Annotated in this window: 13 protein-coding genes; 12 read left to right on the top strand and 1 reads right to left on the bottom strand. The window is 52.9% G+C overall.

Going from position 1 to position 19933, the window contains the following annotated elements:
• Positions 1 to 2 precede the first annotated feature (2 nt).
• The 5 genes from LOS79_RS16120 (at position 3) to LOS79_RS16100 (ending at position 10743) form a co-directional block, all read left to right on the top strand.
• On the top strand, positions 3 to 2348 hold the full coding sequence (locus tag LOS79_RS16120) for a glycoside hydrolase family 95 protein (RefSeq protein WP_315421673.1): 2346 nt from the start codon (positions 3 to 5) through the stop codon (positions 2346 to 2348).
• Positions 2349 to 2831: 483 nt separating this feature from the next.
• Complete coding sequence (locus LOS79_RS16115) at positions 2832 to 4370, top strand: response regulator (RefSeq protein ID WP_315421670.1); 1539 nt, start codon at positions 2832 to 2834, stop codon at positions 4368 to 4370.
• Positions 4371 to 4515: 145 nt separating this feature from the next.
• A complete protein-coding gene (locus tag LOS79_RS16110; protein WP_315421668.1) occupies positions 4516 to 9156 on the top strand; it encodes an S-layer homology domain-containing protein in 4641 nt (1546 codons plus the stop codon).
• Between the two features lie 236 nt (positions 9157 to 9392).
• Entirely contained in the window at positions 9393 to 10196 is an 804-nt protein-coding gene (locus tag LOS79_RS16105; RefSeq protein ID WP_315421666.1) for a methyltransferase domain-containing protein, read from the top strand.
• A gap of 79 nt (positions 10197 to 10275) precedes the next feature.
• Positions 10276 to 10743, top strand: a complete 468-nt coding sequence (locus tag LOS79_RS16100; RefSeq protein ID WP_315421663.1) for a nucleoside deaminase — start codon at positions 10276 to 10278, stop codon at positions 10741 to 10743.
• A 434-nt stretch (positions 10744 to 11177) separates the two neighbouring features.
• Here the strand turns inward: LOS79_RS16100 and LOS79_RS16095 are convergent, their stop codons facing one another.
• A complete protein-coding gene (locus tag LOS79_RS16095) occupies positions 11178 to 12935 on the bottom strand; it encodes a cache domain-containing sensor histidine kinase (RefSeq protein WP_315421661.1) in 1758 nt (585 codons plus the stop codon).
• Between the two features lie 218 nt (positions 12936 to 13153).
• Between LOS79_RS16095 and LOS79_RS16090 the strand changes: the two genes are divergently transcribed.
• From LOS79_RS16090 to LOS79_RS16060, 7 genes are all read left to right on the top strand, one after another.
• The gene (locus LOS79_RS16090; protein ID WP_315421658.1) at positions 13154 to 14110 is read left to right on the top strand and encodes an ABC transporter permease; all 957 of its coding nucleotides are present in this window, start codon (positions 13154 to 13156) and stop codon (positions 14108 to 14110) included.
• Between the two features lie 27 nt (positions 14111 to 14137).
• Positions 14138 to 15028 (top strand): carbohydrate ABC transporter permease, encoded by an 891-nt coding sequence (locus LOS79_RS16085; RefSeq protein WP_315421656.1) that lies wholly within the window; start codon positions 14138 to 14140, stop codon positions 15026 to 15028.
• A gap of 98 nt (positions 15029 to 15126) precedes the next feature.
• Positions 15127 to 16758: an extracellular solute-binding protein gene (locus tag LOS79_RS16080; protein ID WP_315422272.1), complete on the top strand. Its 1632-nt coding sequence runs from the start codon at positions 15127 to 15129 to the stop codon at positions 16756 to 16758.
• A 202-nt stretch (positions 16759 to 16960) separates the two neighbouring features.
• Complete coding sequence (locus LOS79_RS16075; RefSeq protein WP_315422270.1) at positions 16961 to 17689, top strand: DsbA family protein; 729 nt, start codon at positions 16961 to 16963, stop codon at positions 17687 to 17689.
• 229 nt (positions 17690 to 17918) lie between these two features.
• A complete protein-coding gene (locus LOS79_RS16070) occupies positions 17919 to 18383 on the top strand; it encodes a GNAT family N-acetyltransferase (RefSeq protein WP_315421654.1) in 465 nt (154 codons plus the stop codon).
• Entirely contained in the window at positions 18383 to 18745 is a 363-nt protein-coding gene (locus LOS79_RS16065) for a hypothetical protein (protein WP_315421652.1), read from the top strand. The genes LOS79_RS16070 and LOS79_RS16065 overlap by 1 nt, the downstream gene beginning before the upstream one ends.
• 37 nt (positions 18746 to 18782) lie before the next feature.
• The gene (locus tag LOS79_RS16060; protein ID WP_315421649.1) at positions 18783 to 19769 is read left to right on the top strand and encodes a hypothetical protein; all 987 of its coding nucleotides are present in this window, start codon (positions 18783 to 18785) and stop codon (positions 19767 to 19769) included.
• The last annotated feature ends 164 nt before the right edge of the window (positions 19770 to 19933 follow it).

Raw genomic sequence — 19933 nt, 5'->3', positions numbered from 1 at the left:
GGATGAACGACTATAGATTGTGGTACTCCACGCCTGCGGTTAACTGGGCGCAGGGACTGCCGCTGGGCAACGGCAGATTGGGAGCCGTTGTGATGGCTGCCCCGCACCGAGAAGTGTGGAGCATGAGCGAGGTCACCTACTGGTCGGGACAGACCGACCCGGTACCTGCTTCCGGAGGCGGCAAGGATGCGCTTGAAGCAATGCGCCAGCATTTCTTCAGCGGAGATTACGAGGCAGGCGACCGCCTCGCCAAGCAGCATCTGCAGCCGGAGAAACAGAATTTCGGCACGAACCTCGGATTATGCGAGGTGGTAATTGAATTCGCGGGAACGGAGCGGGTGCAGCCGGCGGCGGAGGATTCAGAAGGCGCCGGCTCCTTCCGGCGGGAGCTCGATCTGAGTCATGCGGTGGCCGGAGCCGTGTATCAGGGCCGGGATGCAGCGCTGCACCGTGAGGTCTTCGCTTCGCATGCAGGCGATCTGGTGGCGTCAAGAATCTGGAGCAGCAGGCCGGGTGCAGTATCCTTTACGCTGAGTCTGGTGAATGGGACGGAATCGTTCACGGTGCTGCCCGTAAATGGCGATACGCTGGAATTCAGCAGTCAGGCAACCGAAGCCATACACAGTAACGGGACTTGCGGCGTGCTTGCCAAAGGCCTGGTCAAAGTGATAATAACCGGCGGTGCTATTCATAGCCGGGACGGCCGGCTGACAGTTGCCGGAGCGGATGAAGCCAAGATCTACTTCGCCGTAAGTACAGATTACCGCCGTACCGGCCGGGACTGGGAGGCCGGGAGCCGCAGCATCCTTGCAGAGGCGGAAGAGAAGGGCTATGAGCTGCTGAGAGCAGGGCATATTGCCGATTACCGCCGGGAATATGACAAGGTAAAGCTTGACCTGGGCTGTACGGACAGTGCGGAGCTTCCTACCGATCAGCGGATTCAGTCTCTGGCTCAGGGCGGCGGGGGTGATCCGCAGCTGTTCGCGCTGTTCCTGCAGTACGGGCGATATCTGACGATCGCCGGCTCCCGGGCGGACTCGCCGCTGCCGCTGCATCTGCAGGGCATCTGGAATGACGGTGAAGCCTGCCGGATGGGCTGGAGCTGTGACTATCACCTAGATGTCAACACGCAGATGAACTATTACCCTACAGAGGTAATCAATCTGGGGGACAGCCATCTTCCGCTGATGCGGTATATTGAAGAGCTGGCGCAGGCCGGAAAATCGACTGCAAGCGGGCTGTATGGCAGCAGAGGCTGGGTCGCCCATGTCTTCTCGAATGTCTGGGGATTCACGCTTCCGGGCTGGGAGACTTCATGGGGGCTTAATGTCACCGGCGGACTATGGCTGGCTGCACATCTGATGCAGCATTATGAATTCAGCCGGGACCGTGGTTTCCTGGAGCAGCAGGCTTATCCCGTGCTCAAGGAAGCGGCAGCGTTCTTCCTGGACTATATGTGTGTCCATCCCAAGTACGGCTGGCTGGTGACCGGCCCGTCCAATTCACCGGAGAACAGCTTCTACCCCGGTGATTCCGGAGAGGGGGCACAGCAGCTGTCAATGGGAACGACACTGGATCAGATTCTGGTCCGGGAGCTGTTCGAATTCTGCCTGATGTCAGCAGAGACACTGGAGCAGGACGAAGAGTTCCAGCGGACGCTGCAGGAGGCCATAGCCAAGCTGCCGCCGCTTAGAATCGGCAAGAAGGGCCAGCTGCAGGAATGGCTGGAGGATTACGAGGAGGCCCAGCCGGAGCACCGGCATCTCTCTCATCTGTTCGCCCTGTATCCGGCCAGCCAGATTACTCCCGGCCGGACACCGGAGCTTAGCCGGGCAGCCCGAGTGATGCTTGAGAACCGGATGCTCCAGAATGAGCTGGAGGATGTGGAGTTCACGGCGGCTCTGTTCGGCCTCGGCTTTGCCAGGCTGCATGACGGGGAGAAGGCCTATAAGCATATCTCGCACCTGATCGGCGGCCTCTGCTTCGATAATCTGTTCACCTATTCCAAATCGGGAATAGCCGGGGCAGAGAGCAATATCTTCGTCATCGACGGGAATTTCGGCGGTACAGCAGTCATTGCCGAGATGCTGCTGCAGAGCCATGCCGACGAGATTCATCTGCTGCCTGCCCTTCCGGCCGCCTGGAGCACCGGAGCGGTATCCGGGCTGCGGGCCAGGGGCAACGCGGAAGTGGACATTACCTGGGAGAACGGCCGGCTGAAGTCAGCTGAAGTGCGTACGTTCTCTCCAGGAACAGTGACGGTACGCTGGGGCGGGGTTAGGGCTTCCTTCCTGGCGGAAGAAGGCGGAAGCTATACATTGGACAGCACACTTGAGCTGTTATCATAAGGGGACGGGGGCGCAGTTTGCCCCCGTTTTTGTAATGTATTAGGAAGGATTACTCCGTGGAGGCGGATAAATACACCAGGAACTGCACCGGCTAGGGTTGACTGCAGTTCTGCCTGGAATTAGTTGGATTTCCTCCACTTGCTAGTGAACGGATGGGTCATTCTCAAACAACAGGTGGAAAAACAGCACTTAATTTAAGCTATACTACCCGGAATAGCTGAAACAGATGAAATTAAATGACGTTTATCCATCTAATTGCCGCAAACGGGCCAAAGCAGCTAAATTAAGGTACGTTTTTCCAACTGCTAGATACCCAGATACCCCAGTTAATCCCTTCCATCGACGAGAACTGCTGCTGAGCGGTATACTCCTAATTAACGATCGATGCCGGAAAATGACTTTCATTGGCCAGAAGCATCGCCAGGGGGGCCGGAAACAAAATATAATCAGGTTAGATGACAGCAGCAAAGAGGGGGAACTCCGGTGTACAGTATTTTTCTGGTAGATGATGAAGCACTTGAGCTTGAGACGCTGAGAGACTATATACGCTGGGAAGAGATGGGACTCTATGTCGCCGGCACCGCCGGCAACGGCAGGGATGCCCTGGAGAAAATAGATGCGATCCGGCCGGACATTGTGCTTACCGATGTGCAGATGCCCATTATGAATGGCATAGATCTTGCGGCGGCCCTGCACGAACGTTATGACTGGATTCAGGTGATGTTTCTGACCGGGCATGATGAATTCCATTACGTGAAGTCTGCGCTGCATGCCGGAGCTGTCGGATATCTGCTGAAGCCGCTGGATCTGCAGGAAATTGAGAGCGTTATCACAAAAGTGAAGCAGCTCTGCGAGGAATCCCGGTTAAAGCTTAAGTCGGTAGAAGCAGCCAAAGCCAAGATTCTGAAGGAGCTGTCCGGTGAAAAAAATCCGCAGCATGCCGCCGGACTTGCGAACAGCTTCAGCCTGCTGGCCCGCCAGCCGGAGACGACCCGGTATGCCCTGGCCTTGTTCAGTGTTGACCCCAAAGAGGCGGAAGCAGAGCAGCAGAGTCTGGAGGAGTGGATGGGCAGGCTGACGGTTTATCTGGAGCATTACTTCAAGCTGAAGAACCTGAATACTGTCTTTGTCCCCTATAAAGAAGGGGAGACAGGCGTCTATATGGAAGCTGCGAAGCAGCCGGGCCATTATGCCTGGGAGGATCTTGCCGGAGCGATGAGCCGGGCGCTGGATTTCACGGTAACCGCTGCGGTCGGCGGGCAGGAAGCTTTACTCCCTGATCTCCATAAGCTGTACGAAGAGACGCGTGTAATTCTGGCTGAACGTTTCTATGAAGGTGCAGGTAAAGTCATACATGGCGCCAAGGTTCGTGACCGGTTCTACAGCGAACAGCTGCCGCCGTTTGAGCGGAAGGAATGGTTCGAGGCGATCCACCAGCTGGACTTCGAACAGGCAGCACAGCTGCTTCACCGGTATTTCGCCGGACTGGCCGCACTGCGGATTAAGCCCAAAATCATCTGTGACCGGGCCATTGAGCTGGCCGGCGAGCTGCTGGAGCTGCACGAGCCGGCGCCTGAAGGCTTCAAGCGGGCAGAGCTGTATCATTCTATCTATAATGCGCTGACGCTGCATGAGATCGAGGGTCTGATTCTGGGCACGGCGGAGGCTGCGGTGAGCATGCTCGGTGAGCGGTTTATGGACAAAAATGCGAAGCTCGTCCACAAGGTCCGCACCGTGATCGACCAGCATTATGATACGCCGATTACGATCAACAGCCTGTCGGAGCAGGTGTATCTGTCGCCGAATTATTTGCGCTCGATCTTCAAGGACAAGACCGGCATGACGATTCATGATTATCTGACCCGCATCCGGCTCGGCAAGGCGAAGGAGCTGCTCGCGGACGGCTCGCTCAAAATCCAGGATATCGCCCAGCGCGTCGGCTACGAGAGCACGTCTTATTTCATCTCCCTGTTCTTGAAGAATCAGGGGGTTACTCCGAATGAGTTCCGCAAAAATATTTGAGTGCAGCCAAGAAAGATGATTTCCCTTATGAATCATAAGATTGCGATATGGAACATTGCCCTCCGGGTTTTTACAATTAGCTTGGAAAGCGATTACAAGAGCTGATCAGATAACTAAACGGAGGGATGTTATGCTTGGACGGTTAATGAAAAAATGTATGCTGCTGTTTATGGTCATCTGCCTGGCAGGGGCTGGCGGAAGCCAGTTCACCCGGACGGTACATGCGGAGGATTCGAACACTTATGAAGCTGAGGCTGACGGGAATGTGCTGAGCGGGAACGCTTCAGTGTCGGACAGTCCGGCTGCTTCCGGTGGCCGGAAGGTCGGAGGCATGTATCAGGGAAGCTCGCTGCTGTTCAATCAGGTGACGGTCAGCACGGCAGGGGATTATAAAGTTACCGTGTATTATTTCTCCGGTGATCCCCGCCCGTTCAATATCAGTGCGAACGGCGGGGCAGTGCAGTTCGAAGAACCGCCGGGAACGGCCGACTGGGACACGGCGGGTGCCTATGAGCTGACGCTGACCTTGAATGCCGGGGCGAACACTATCCTGATCGATGACAACAACTGGTATTCACCAGATATCGATAAGATCGTGATTGGCGGCCTTGTCACCAGCGGTCCTGGTGAAGGAGGCGGCGGAGACGATTGGGTGAAGAACCTGCGCGGTACCATAATTGAGGCTGAAGCACCCGGGAATCTCGTAACCGGCAAGGCCAGGATTGCGGACAGCAGTGTCAGCTCAGGCGGCCAGAAGGTAACCGATCTGTACCAGAACAGCTCCCTGCAGTTCACGGATGTTACCGTTCCGGCAGCCGGAACGTATCTGATCCGCATCTCTTATATATCCGGAGATCCCCGGCCTGTATATATGCAGGTGAACCAGGGGCCGGACGAAATGCTTGATCTGCCGCGGACAGCCAGCTGGAATACGGTCGGTACGTATGATGCAGAAGCGGTTCTGCAGGCCGGGCTGAATACAATCACTTTCTCCGATCATAACTGGTATTCGCCTGATATGGACAAGATTGAAGTGATTCCGTTCACGCTCAGCTATGAAGCGGAAGCGCCGGCCAACACACTGTCCGGAGAAGCCAGGGTATCGGACAGTCCGAAGGCTTCCGGCGGCCAGAAGGTCGGATATCTGAATGGCGGCAGCTCCTTGACGTTCAATGGGGTTACCGCCCCGGTGGCTGGAGATTACAAGATTACGGTAGCCTATATTTCCGGTGATCCGCGCAGTTTCTATGTAAGTAGCAACGGGGGCGCGGAGCAATACTATGAGGTGCCGAAGACGGCTGACTGGGACACAGTAGGGACCTATGAGCTTACGCTTGCGCTGAACGAAGGTGTGAATACGATCACCTTCACAGACGGCAACTGGTATGCGCCGGATCTGGACCGGATTATCGTAGAGCCGGCGGTGAATACCGGACCGGAGAATCCCGGGGAAGAAGAGTGGGATCTCGGTACACCGGGCAGCACGCAGACCTACGGGGCGATTACGGTTACCGACTATACCTATGGCCTGCTGGTAACGGGCTCAGCCTATGAAGTGTCCCTGAACTCCAAGACCGGACTGGCCGGCTACAGCTGGGCGGACGGACAGAAGCTGGAGGGCGTCTACAGCAGTATGAAGACCGGCGGCAGCCTGATAGACAGCAAAGGCTATGAGAGCCATGCCAGTGCCGGTGCACCTGTGGAAATTCAGGACGGCTTCGGCAAAGGGATCGAGCTGGCTATGGTTCATACCTCGCCGGGCAAGCCGGTGCTGAAGCAGGTCTATAAATTTTATGAAGATAAGGATTATTTCCTGACCCGGCTGGATGCCGTCAGCGACACCGGGATAGAGACCCATTATATGTCACCGGTTACCGTGAAGCGTGCGGGTGGCGTATCGGTTGGCACGAGTGCGGATAACCGGGTGCTGACAGTGCCTTTTGACAACGATGCCTGGATCCGCTATAAATCCCAAACCATGAACCGGGCGGATACCAGCTACGAGCTGACGGCTATATTCAATAACGCTACCCGCAGCGGGCTGGTGCTTGGCTCGGTAACCCATGACACATGGAAAACCGGCATTGACTGGAAGGGCTCCGCTAATCAGCTCAATGAGCTGGCAGTCTATGGCGGTGCCGCAAGTGAGGTGACCCGTGATACCCAGCCTCACGGCAGCCTGACCGGCACGGAAGTATCCTCGCCGCTGATTATGGTCGGCGGGTTCAGCGATTACCGGACCGGTCTTGAGGAATACGGCCGGGCCAATGCTGTCATTGCCCCGCCGCTGGCGCTGAATCCGGCGCTGCCACAAGGTGTGCCGGTCGGCTGGAACAGCTGGGGCGCTTATGAAAGCTCGTTATCCTACCAGGATGTTGTCGACGTCTCGAACTACTTCAAAGAGAACCTGCAGAAGTTCAGCAACAACGGCAATGTATTCATTAATATGGACTCTTACTGGGATAATCTGAATGACCGGCAGCTTGCCGATGCCGTAGCAGTGATCAAGGGCAACGGCCAGCATGCGGGAATTTACTGGGGACCGTTTGTATACTGGGGCAACAATATGAACCAGCCGGTAGAAGGTACCAATAATCAGTATACGTATGGCGACATTGTCCTGAAGGATGCTGCGGGCCAGCCCCTGCCGACGCTGGACGGAGCTTATCCGCTGGATGTAACACATCCGGGAGCGCAACTGCGGATGAATTACTTCCTGGACAAATTCAAGAGCCTTGGCTTCACCTATATCAAGCTTGATTTCCTGACTCACGGCTCACTGGAGGGGCAGCATTACAACCCGGAAGTGACGACAGGAATCCAGGCATATAATGAAGGTATGGGTTATGTGCGGGACCGGCTGGACGGAAGCATGTTCATCAGTGAATCCATCGCACCGATCTTCCCGAGCCAGTACGCGCACAGCAGACGCATCTCCTGCGACAGCTTCGGCCGGATTAATGAGACGGAATATATGCTGAATTCATTAACTTACGGCTTCTGGCAAAATGGAACGATCTATTCCTACACCGATCCCGATCATCTGGCGCTCAGCCGTGCTGCCAGCCTGACGGAAGCGCGCAGCCGGATGAACTCCGGTGTTATTGCCGGAACGGTGCTGCTGGATTCGGATGATGTGAACGATGCCAAAGCGCAGGAATATATGACGGCCTTGTATAACAATACGGATATTCTTGGGGTAGCCCTGAAGGGGCAGGCCTTCAAGCCGCTGGAAGGCAACACGAATGCGAATGCCGCAGATACCTTCGTGCTGCAGGACGGCAGCGATTATTATCTGGCTGTATTCAACTACAGCGCCACAGCTCCGGCGGAGAAGAATGTGAATCTCGCACGCGCCGGACTGGATGCCGCGGAATTCTACACGATGAAGGACCTGTGGACAGGTCAAACAACGTCCATTACAGGCTCGTGGGCGCTGACCCTGCAGCCTGCCGAATCGAAGCTGGTGAAGCTGACGAAAGTTGCTGAGGAACCCGGAAATCCTGAGCACCCGGGGAATCCCGAGCCTGAGAATCCCGGTAATCCGGACGGAAACGGGAATAACGGAAATAATGGAAATAACGGGAGCAATAACGGCGGTAACAATAGCAACAGCATTGATATCGTCAGCAGCAGTAGCGCCTCCGGCAGTACTGTAACCCAAACCCCTGCTGACGGAACGCTGACTCTCACGCCGGATATGCTGGCGCTTGATCAGGCGGCAGGACGCGTTGTTGTGGAGCTCAAGGCGGAGGTGCAGGAAATTCAGCTGTCTTCTGCTGTAATCCGCAAGCTGGCGGACCATACACTGGAAGTGAAATCCGGCAAGCTGGCGCTGCAGATTCCGGCGGAGCTGCTCCGCCAGCTGCTGAACAAGCTGCCGGAGAACCAACGTGAAGACAGTGTAATCTCACTGAATCTCGTACCGCCGGGCAGCAAGGGGGCTGACAGCATTGCCGCTGCTGCGGGAAGCCTTCATGCGGAGATTGCCTTGAAAGGGGATATCTATACCTTCAGCTTGTCGGCTGCCGCTACATCCGGGGCGGCGGAGACGCTCTCCGCATTCAATCCGCCGGTCACGCTGAGCCTGGCAGCTGCAGGTGGCTTCGATGTTAAGCGGGGCGGCCTCTATTATATTGCCGATAACGGGAAGCTGGAATATATTAAGGCGGAGTACCGTAATGGAGTATTAACGGCCAAGGTCAGCCACTTCAGCACCTATGCCGTTCTGGAACTGAACCGGAGCTTCGCCGATGTGCCGGAGGCTCATTGGGCGAGCGCGGTTATACAGGAGCTGGCGGCGAAGCTGCTTATTCAAGGCACCGGCGCAGACAAGTTCGAGCCGGGACGGACGGTGACGCGGGCTGAATTCACGGCTATGCTCGTTCATTCCCTGGGACTTTCTGCGGCTGGTGAAGCAGACTTCAAGGATGTAGCGCCGGATGCGTGGTATGCGGATGCTGTCTCAATAGCCTACAAGGCGGGGATCATCAGCGGCAGAGCTGCGGAGCGGTTCGAGCCGGATGCGCGGGTTACCCGCGAGGAGGCTGCAGTGATGCTGATGCAGGCTTACGAGTTGAACAACGGCGTGAAGCCGGAGAGTTCTCTTGCTTCTGCTTTTGACGACCTGAACCTCGTGTCACCGTGGGCGGAATCCGCTGTATTGAAGGCGGCTGGGCTGAGGCTGGTTCAGGGTCAAGCCCCGGGCCAGTTCGCTCCCAAAGGGAACGCTACCCGGGCTGAAGCAGCCCAGCTGATCTATAATTTGCTGAACGCTGCCCCTTAAGCGTACAACAGTGAAACAGGAGTGTCCTGCCGGCCATCAATGGCTTGCGGGATACTCCTGTTTGTATGTCCAGCCAAACAGCCCAAATACACGAATTTTCGAGCTAATCACTTTTTTTAGAGGAGATTATAGCATTTCATACAACGATTTCTATTTCAGCTTGATATAATAAGCCCAATCTCTATGTTGCTTCGTGCTTTCAAAGTAGTGGGTATTTTCAGAGAGGAGCTGTTAGTGTGACTATATTACTGTTTGATCCAATGAAGCATCCCGATTGGGTCACCCCGCAAACGCCTGAGTGGCATGCGAATTTGGCCTTAGAAAGCGGAGGCTACAAATACCCTTGGAAATCTGTGTTTGACGAGCCGTGTGCGGAAGTGATTTTTACGGAGAAAATTTCGTCTGTTCTTCATGAGAACGCGAAGGTTTTGGACGTTGGCTGCGGCCACGGTGAGTTCACGAAGACGTTTGCCCATACAGCAAAAGAAGTCATGGGAATCGACGCCGATGAAGGATACATAGCATTAGCGAATGAAGGCGCCAGTGCATCCGTGAAATTTCTTGTAGTGGATGCCAATAAACCATTGCCGTTTTCCAATGATTCTTTTGATGTAATCTACACCAAGAAAGGCCCCTGGCTGTTTCACAAGGGAATGACGGAGGGGCATCGGATCTTAAAGCCTGGCGGCATTGCGCTGGGGCTATACCACTGCGGGACGGATGGAGGCCTTAGAAGTTTATTTCCGGGGTTGTATTCACCACTTCCAGACAGTTACCTGGGGGATCTTACAGCGAAGTATGAACGTCAAATGTCCGACAGTAATCTGGAGCGGATTGAACTGCAGATATTTGATGAGGTTGAATATCTGTCGACTCCCGAGGATGTGCTGATTAAGAAATGTTTTGGCCAGAAGGAATCGCTGAAGAAAACCGTGTGGCAGGAATGCTTAGAAGATGTAGAGGAAATATTTAATCAGCATGCCACGTCAAGAGGTCTGCGCGTTGTGAACTACCATGCTTTGATGATTGGAAGAGCATAATTGACTTAAGACAGCTGGGGAAAATAACCATCTATTTCAATAAAACTATCATAGAGGGTAGAAGGAAGGGAAAAGAATAATGAATCAAGACGAATTGTTCATGAAAGAAGCAATTAGGCTTTCTCAGCTTGCTGTTGAGCATGGTAACGAACCTTTTGGCGCAGTATTGGTTAAAAATGGTGAAATTGTTTATAGTAACGAGAACCAGATCTATTCTGCGACTGATCCAACGTTCCATGCTGAAGCAGGCTTGCTGCGGAGATTCTGTGCAGAAACACACATTACCGATTTACAGGAATACACGTTATATTCAAGCTGTGAACCCTGTTTTATGTGCTCCGGGGCGATGGTTTGGACTAAGCTTGGGCGACTCGTTTATGCTGCCAGTGATATCGATCTGTGTAAGCTTTTAGACGAGCAGGGCAGTCATGCTTCTCAAATTGTATTTGAAAAATCTTATCATAAACCTAAAGTTACAGGCGGCATATTGCGGGAAGAAAGCCTAAAGATATTATCCGATTATTTTCCGCACAATCTAAAAGGGTAAATGGGATATAGGACACTGATCCTCAAAGCTGCCGGATTGGAATCCGGCGGCTTTTTGTTGGAATTTCGGCTCAAACCTTTATGAGCATAATGTTCCAGACTAGGCAAGGGCATTAAGCTAACGTGACCTCCGACTCCGGTAAATTCTCCACCGTACAGCCCGCTATCATACAAGCCGCTCCGCACAGCCGCCCACCCTAATCGGGCTTAACTGCACTTCGTACAACTAAAACACCTCATTTTCCCGCGATTATCGCTTTAATTGTATTTCGTGCAATTAAACTGCCGGATATAGGGCGGTTTAGCCTATTTGTGCAGATTTAGTTGTACAGAGTGCAGTTAAAAGTTGGGCATGCCCCATTTGATCATTTTTAGTTGTACGAAATACAACTATCACTCAGTTTTCGCGTGTAGCTGTTCCCCTCTTTAGCTAATTCACCAGACAGCCTTCTGCGGAAGCCGGATCTGCACGACGGTGCCGATGCCCAGCCGGCTGTACACTTTTACCCCGTAATACTCGCCGAACTTCAGCTTGATCCGCCGGTCCACGTTCATAATGCCATACCCGCGCCCGGGCTTCTCCCCAAGCAGCTGCTGCAGCGTCTCCCGGCTCATGCCCATCCCGTCATCAATCACGGACAGGATAATATCATTGTCCTGAATAACGCCCCTGATATGGATATTGAGCGGATTATCCTGGCTCCAGGCTGCATGAATCACCGAGTTCTCGATAAAGGGCTGCAGCGTCAGCTTGACGGTAGAGTAAGGCAGAATCGTTTCATCTATTGTATAGGTAATGTTCAGCTGCCCCTTGAAGCGGATCAGCTGGATCGCATTATAGCTCCGGGTCAGCCGGATCTCCTCATTGATCGTCAGAATGCTCTTGCCTTTGTTGAGCGAGATCCGGTAGAACTTGGCCAGGTTCTGCACCATATCCTGGATCTGGCTGTCCTGATGCTTAACAGCCAGGGAGGAGATGGAGCCAAGCGTGTTATACAGGAAATGCGGATTGATCTGGGCCTGCAGCAGGTCAAGCTCCGCCTCCTTGCCGAGCAGCTCCTTGCGCGACACCTCGCTGATCAGGCCGCTCAGGCGGCCGGTCATCTGGTTGAAGGCGAAGTGCAGCTGGCCGATCTCATCGTTGCCGAGCTGCTCCTCCTTCGCCGGGTTGAAATCGCCGCGCTCGATGCGCCGGACCATCCGCATTAAGGTCCGGATGCGGTTGCTGAACAGCGAAGCGGTAATATAGATCAGCAGCAGGGCTACGCCGATGAAGGCGAGCGAGATTTTGATAATAAGCTGGGACAGGGACTTGGCATCCTGGATGATGCTCTCGTACGGGACAATCGACACCGTCTTCCAGCCGTTGGCGAGCGTGTTGTAGACCGCAAAAGCCTTAACCCCGTTGTAGCTGGTGTCGAACCGGCCGGAGGCTTCCCCGGCAAACTGGTGCTGAAGCAGCTCCGGCAGGCTGGTATCCAGCAGCTGCTTATCGGCGGACGACAGAATAATGCCCTGGTCATTAATGATGAAGATATCCTTGCCGCCGGCTTCCTTCTCCATAAGGGAATAGATTACGGATTCAGAGATACGGAAGACCAGCGTCCCGTAAGGGTACTGGTTCCGGTTATTGTTCAGCTGTCTGGCGAGTGTGAACATGGCGGGGCTGTCTGCGCTCTGGGGAGAGGTCAGATAGATGATATTGCCGTGCGACTGCTGGAGCTGCTTGTACAGCTCGGTATCCTGAACCTCAGGGGTGACGGGCTTGATATAGTAATTATCCTTAGGCAGTGTAGGATTGTCGGTATAGATGAATGCGCTGTCAAAATCAGGGTAAGCCGCCATCACCGTATCAATACGGTTGCCAATGTACTTATAGACGTCGAGATAAGACGGATCATCGATGTATTCAGCGGTCAGATAGCTGGCCAGCCGGTCATCGAGATAGATAGAAGCAGAGATATGCTCATAGCTGTCCAGCTTATTCTCCAGGTTCTTATTAATCTGCGCGGTTGAGCTCATCATATTGATGTAGATCTGCTCGGTAAGTTTAGATTTTGTAAGTTCATACGAGAAATAGACGAGAAGCATCATTGGAATAATGGTTACCAGGACGAATACCAGAAACAATTTGGAGCGGAAGCTCAGGTCGACAAACGGCAGATAAATATACTTTCTGTACAGCTGACGCATAAGCAGAGCCCCTTTTTCAGCGGTTAATGACTAGTTCATCATAGCAGACCGGATACCGGAATCCAATAACCGGATACGCCGAAACATCTTTAAAAAGCGCTATCATTCGGAGGATTGGAGTATAGAAAGCACCCGGCGGCGGATTTAAGATAAGTACATAGAAGATGAGCAGAGAGGCAGCCGTATAAGCTGCTGTGGAGGAAAAGGGAGGGAATTTGATGTATAAAGCAAGCGCTATCAAACCGGTCAGGGGCAGCAGCCTATGGATCAGACTCAGGGAGCAAAAGTGGTTATTCCTGCTTATGCTGCCGGCCTTTATTGCGACATTGCTGTTCTCGTACGGTCCGATGTTCGGAATGTACATGGCATTTACGAATTACCAGCCGGGCGGGGGTACATTTCTGCACCAGTTTTTCGGGGCCGAATTCGTGGGCTTCAAATGGTTTGAATACTTCTTCACCACCGGTGATTTCTACCGGATTATGCGCAATACGCTGGCGACGAGCCTGCTGACCCTGCTGTTCGGCTTCCCGGCTCCGATCATTCTGGCGCTGATGCTGAACGAGGCCAGGCAGGGCTTCTTCAAACGATTTGTGCAGACGGTCTCCTACCTGCCGCATTTCATCTCCTGGGTTATCGCGGCCAACATTGTTATTACCATGCTTGCTTCGGACGGGATGTTCAACAATATTCTGGTGCTGCTGGGGATCGTTAAGGAGCCGGTTGCTTTTTTGCAAAATGGGCCGTTATTCTGGTGGATTATCGCCCTCTCCAACATGTGGAAGGAAATGGGCTTCAGCGCGATTATGTACCTTGCGGCAATCTCTGCGGTCAATCCGGAATTGTATGAAGCGGCCAGAGTCGACGGGGCCAGCCGGTTCCGGCAGATGTGGCATATTACGCTGCCTGCGCTGCGGCCGACGATTGTAATTCTGGGCATCCTGGCGGTCGGAGGCATTCTGAATGCGGGCTTTGAACAGCAATACCTGCTGCAAAATAACACCGTACTCGAATATTCAGAGGTTATCGATATTTATGCCTACAAATACGGGCTGCAGAACAGCATGTTCTCTTACGGGGCTGCCGTGGGCATGTTCAAATCAGTTGTAGCTTTCATTCTAGTGGTAATTGTGAACCGGATCTCCCGGAAAGTGAACGACCAGGCGTTGTTCTAGCTTAAATAATAGAGAGGAGCGCTTGTTATGATTTTAGACCGGTTTGGTGATCATATTTTCAGATTCTTCGTGTATCTCATCCTTATTCTTGTACTGCTGGTAACCTTTCTGCCCTTTTGGAATATTCTCGTGCTGTCCTTGAACAGTGCGGAGGATACGGTGCGGGGCGGTGTCTACTTCTGGCCCAGAGTGCTCACGCTGGACAGCTATAATCAGATCCTGAAGGACAGCGAGATTATGAGCGGAATTTGGGTCACGGTCAAACGGACAGTCATTGGCGCACCGCTGTCGGTGCTCGTCATCACCATGCTGGCATATCCGCTGAGCCGGCGGAATCTGGTGGGCCGTAAGGGCTGGAATCTCTATTTTGTCTTCACCATGTATTTCGGCGGCGGCCTGATCCCCTATTACATGGTGCTCAAGGCGCTGAACATGATAGATACCTTCTCCGTATTTATTCTGCCGGGCCTGATGAATGTGTTCTATATGATCATTGTCCGCACGTTTATGGAGCAGCTGCCCGGTGAGATTGAAGAGTCGGCGCGGGTGGACGGGGCGAATGACCTGACGATTTTTTTCCGGATCGTGCTGCCGCTGACTACGCCTGTACTGGCAACCGTAGGGTTGTTTCAGGCCATTGGACACTGGAATTCGTGGTTTGATTCCTATGCGTTTACCTACAGCTCGGATCTGAAGACCCTTCAGGCCGTACTTGTCAAAATCTTAAGCCAGTTCCAGACCGGCGGCATGGTGTCCCAGACGCAGATGCTGGCCAACTCGGCCAAGCGCAATGCCGTCTCCAGCGATACGATCCGGATGGCGGCGACCATGGTGGCGACCCTGCCGATCATTCTCGTATATCCCTTCCTGCAGAAGTATTTTGTCAAAGGTATGACACTGGGGGCTGTGAAAAGTTAATATGATTAAAAGGTTCTGAAGGGAGGTGAGCGGAGGCTTGGGACGGGCTGCTTGACGGACGGATGAAGTCTTATTTCATAGGAGGAATCAGGGTGTCAATGATAAACACAAACAAATGGATGAACATGGGGATCTCTGCCGCACTCACTGCCGGACTGCTGGTTGGCTGCGCTTCTAACGGCGGGAAAGAAAATGCTGAACCAAATACAAATACAAATGCAGCAGCCGGAGAAGAGACGAAGCAGGAACCGATCACCTTAACCTGGTTTGACGGAAATACGAAGGGGGAACCGTTCACGGATGCGGTGGCCCAGGAAGTTACGAAACGTACCGGTATCCAGGTGTCGATTCAGCAGCCGACCGGGAATCCGACCGAGAAGCTCAGCCTGATGCTGGCCAGCGGCGATTACCCGGATGTGGTGCTGATGAGCCGCGGCGATGCCTCCCTCGATAAATATATTACCAGCGGCGCATTCATTCCGCTCGATGATCTAATTGAACAGTACGGCCCGGACCTGAAAGCCATGTACGGCGACACTTTGCAGAAAACCCGTTATAAAGACGGCAAAAACTACTACTTCGCGAACTGGTACGGACTGGACAGCGACCCGGTGTTCGGAATGAATATCAGGCAGAACCTGCTGGAGGAGCTGGCTCCGGATAAGGCGGACGGTTCTGCTCCGTTCACTACGGATGAGTTCGAAGAGCTGCTTAAGAGCTTCAAAGCGAAATACCCGACCATTGACGGCAAGGAATCAGTTCCTATGGCTATGAACGGTGAGAACATGGGCGCTATTCTGGGAACGTTCAAAGGAATGTGGGGCCTCAAAACCTACTACGACAATAACGGAACCCTGCAATATGATGTGAAGGATCCGAAGTACCGCGAAATGATTCTGTATGTGAACCGCCTGTACCGCGAAGGTCTGATCGAGAAGGAATTCGCCATCAGCAAAACCCAGACCTGGATTCAGAAGCTGGCTACAGGAGCTGTATTCGCTACACCGGCTGCATATTGGGACCCGGGCAACGGCAATGCGGCACTTAAGAAAGACGGCGGCGTGAAAAACCAGCTGTTCGCCTACAAGGTAGTTGCCCCTGGAGTTGATCCGGCACAGACCACATTCGGACCGCGCAGCTCCCTTGGCTGGGATGCGATCGGGATTACCAAGAACAACAAGCATCCGGAAGAAACGATGAAGCTGTTCAATTTCCTCGCCAGCGACGAAGGACAGCACCTGCTGCTGTGGGGTCTGGAAGGCCAGCAATATACTATGGCAGAAGGCAAGAGACAGCCGGATCCGGCGTTCCTGCAGAGCTTCAAGGATAACTGGGATGATACAGTGAAAAAGAGCGGCGTCCGCAAATGGCTCTGGTTCATCAAGAACGGCCTGGACCCTAACGGCCAGCCATATGATATGGCGGTGAAATACCAGCGCAGCGAAGGCGATGAGCTGGCGATCAAGAGCCTCGGGGATTCCGTCTGGGATACAGCGGAGTTCGATAACCTCAATCCGGACGGCGGGACACCGGAAGCGCTGACTGCCCAGAAGGTTAAGGATATCATGGACCAGAGCATCACCAGAGTCATTATTGCGGGCTCTGAAGAAGCCGCGAACACCACCTTCGACAAGATGCTGGCCGACATGAAGAAGGCCGGGGATGAGGAAGTGGAGACAATCATCAACCAGAAGTACAAGGAACGTATGGAGCTTTGGGCTTCTAATTAATCGTAACTTTCGGGGCTTCCTCTCTCATTCATGAGAGGAAGCCTCTTTGCTGTGCACCTGCAGCCGGCCAGAACAGGGGAAAGGTACGCAGCGGCCGTAAGTGTACCTTTACGGTGAGGCACAGAGCAGCTTATATTCAGACTGGAAAGTGGAAAGCGCTATCAACAAGCGGTATCTATCTTATCTAGGGGGAAATAGAGTGATGGTTAAAATGAAGGTTAATCAGGCTAAGAAAAGCTACAGTTTTGCAGTCCCGGTCATTATATTCATTATGCTAATACTTGCCGTATCCGTCGCATTTCTGACCCGGACCCAGGCGGCAGGGGGACTGGACGGACTGCCCAATTATACGGAAATCCGCGGGGACTTCGATGCTAACGGCTTGAAGTATGAGAAGCAGCCCCATCTGGGCAGCAGCACAGCCAAAGCCAAGGTGATTGAATTCGCAGATTTCAAGTGTCCGGCCTGCAAGAAATGGAAGGAAACCTACTTCGAGCAATTCAAACAGGACTTCATTGATACGGGTAAAGCGGAGCTGTTCTTCATCAACTTCGCCTTCATTGACCGGGATTCGATTATGGCGGCCAGTGCAGGTGAAGCGGTATTCGCCCAGGATAACGATAAATTCTGGGAATTCATGAGTAAGCTGTATGACCATCAGGGGGATGAGACGAAGATTTGGGCTACCCCGCAGTTTATGCTTGAATTCGTGAAGGACAACATCAGCGGCATTGATTACGAACGCTTCGCGCAGGATTTGCAGGAGCATACGTATATGCTTCCAGTCAAAGAGGATTTCAAGACGGCGGGAAATTACGGGGTGAACGGAACTCCGAAGTTTATGGTGAACGGTAAGCTGCTGCCAAGCGCCTCGTATGAGGAGCTGGCTGCCGCTATTGAGGCTGCGCAGGGTTCGGGCGGGATGAAGTAACGCGCTGCGGAATTCATTAGCATTTATAGAGTATTAACGGCCTCCGCCCGCTCTGGACGGGGGCTTATGGTATAGAGAAGCAAGCTGCCAGTGCCTGCCAGTGCACAGGGAAAAGTCACAGTAGAAACCGTCAAGAATCATTTATGATGAGGCAAGAGGGCAATCAGCAAGGCGCGGGCTGCATCAACAAAGGTCTTTAGCCCATCCACATAAGAACGGAGATGAGACTATGCTGACCATAACCAAGGCGGGGGAAGAAGAGCTGGAAGCGATGTGCCTGCTGCTGCAGGAGCTGTTCGGGCTGGAGCGGGATTTTGCCGGGACAGATAATGCGGATACTACGGCTAAGCAAGAGGCGGGACTGCGGCTGATTCTGAAGCATCCGGAGCGCGGGCAGCTTCTGCTGCTTAAACGCGGCGTGAAGGTAGTTGGTATGGTGAACCTGATATTTACGTTCAGCACCTTCGAAGGCGGGCCGGTAATCATGCTGGAGGATTTCATTATCGCTGCAGAGGAACGGGGACAGGGCAGCGGGCGCTTTTTCATGGACAGTATTGTAGCTTACGCCAAGGAGCAGGGATTTCTGCGGATCACTCTGCTGGCGGATGCGGATAATGCGCGGGCGCTGCACTTTTATGAGGCTGCGGGCTATGGTTATTCCAATATGAGATGCCTGCGGCTGGTGGTGAAGTGATGGGGACCAGCGGGATAGGACTGGAGAAATACCTGATTAGTCTTCCGGTGATTCTCGGAGCTGCGGCTTTGCCTGCCGGAGTTTCGCAATTGTTTTATATTATTTTTGCTGACTTTTATTCAAACGGATTCTTGACTGGTCTGCCGCAATTCTTTATCTGCCTGGTAATCATGATCATTAATTTGTTAATGGGTTTCTTTTTCGCGGAGAAGTACTGGCTGGCGAAGAATGGCGGACAGGACGGGAAGCGTGTTATCAGACATTTTCTTGTCTATCTGGCCAGCGGAATATTAGTGCAGATCATTCTAAATGTAATCATTGAGAATCCGTTTAAGGATCCGCCTGCGCCGCCATTTTTTTGATGACCTGTAGCTAAATATTGAGGAGAGGAAGCGGGATATGAACCAGTTTATGAAAAATACATTGCAGGGTCCGCGGTCAGCAGGATTGTGCGCAGCGTTACTTGCAGTTGTTGTATGCTTATTCTTATTAACACCCGCGCAGGCCGCGAGTCCGCTGAGTGCTACTTACGCTGGAGTCTGGGAGGACTCCGGGTATACCAGTGATTATGCAACCCGCAATATTGACTTAAGCATCAGTCAGGTTAAAGGGCAGACAGCCTATGTTGAAGCTTCTAGCACCTATTTCCATGCTCTGATGTCCACGAAAGAGAACTTTGATGCCACAATCGGCAGACTTCGCAGCAGTCTGGTTGAGGGCACAGTTACGTTTAATGCATCGGGTGTAGCCACGCTGAAGTACAAGGATGAGTATAACAATGGTGTTCTGAAGATTGTGCTGAACAAGGGAAGGATTAGCCTAAGCTGGACAGGTGAAGAAATCGGTGAATATTCATTCCTGCCGGGAAGCTACACATTATACAAAAAAGTAAATCTAAGCGAAGCAGAGCGGGCAAAGCTCGGTTTGTTCCTCAGTAATTTTACTGAGCTCGGATTGTACAAACTCGACAGCGCTGCGCTGAAGCCCGCAGACCTGATCCGGTTCGGCATTTGGCATAATTATATTAATAATTATAAGTCTGCTGTCTCTGACACCAAGGGAGGCAAGCTGTTTATTTCCCGGGAAACGGTGTCAGCCTCGATCCGGAAATATTTCAATCTTCCGTTCACGAAGCATGCAACGGTTGGTGAATATCAGTATAACGGTAAAGGTTATGTATTCACTGGAGCAGACGGCGAAGCCCCGGTATATGTCAAAGTGCATAGTGTCTATCAGACCGCAGCCAATCAGTATAAAGTGCAAGGGAGCATGTATAATCCGGATAGCAGTGATGAAGCAGGGTATGGATGGGTTATAGCTACGGTTAACAAGATTACGGAGAACGGGAAAAGCAGATATGTGCTGGGGAAAATCGACGCCAGATGATGGTGCGGCGGCGGTATTTACTTTATAGGAGCAGGTGTACCGGCAGAGAGACTGTTGATGAGGCTTGCTGTGTGCATTGGCGCTTACAGTAGATTATTGTCTGATGCTGGTAGTGTAGCGGGTACAGTAATTCTGCCGGGACAGCTCCATTATTGATAATAACC

The sequence above is a fragment of the Paenibacillus sp. MMS20-IR301 genome (genome assembly GCF_032302195.1).
Lineage (GTDB): Bacteria > Bacillota > Bacilli > Paenibacillales > Paenibacillaceae > Paenibacillus_AQ.
The sequence above is the reverse complement of the archived record's forward strand: the minus strand, read 5'-3'. Positions and strand labels throughout refer to the sequence as shown.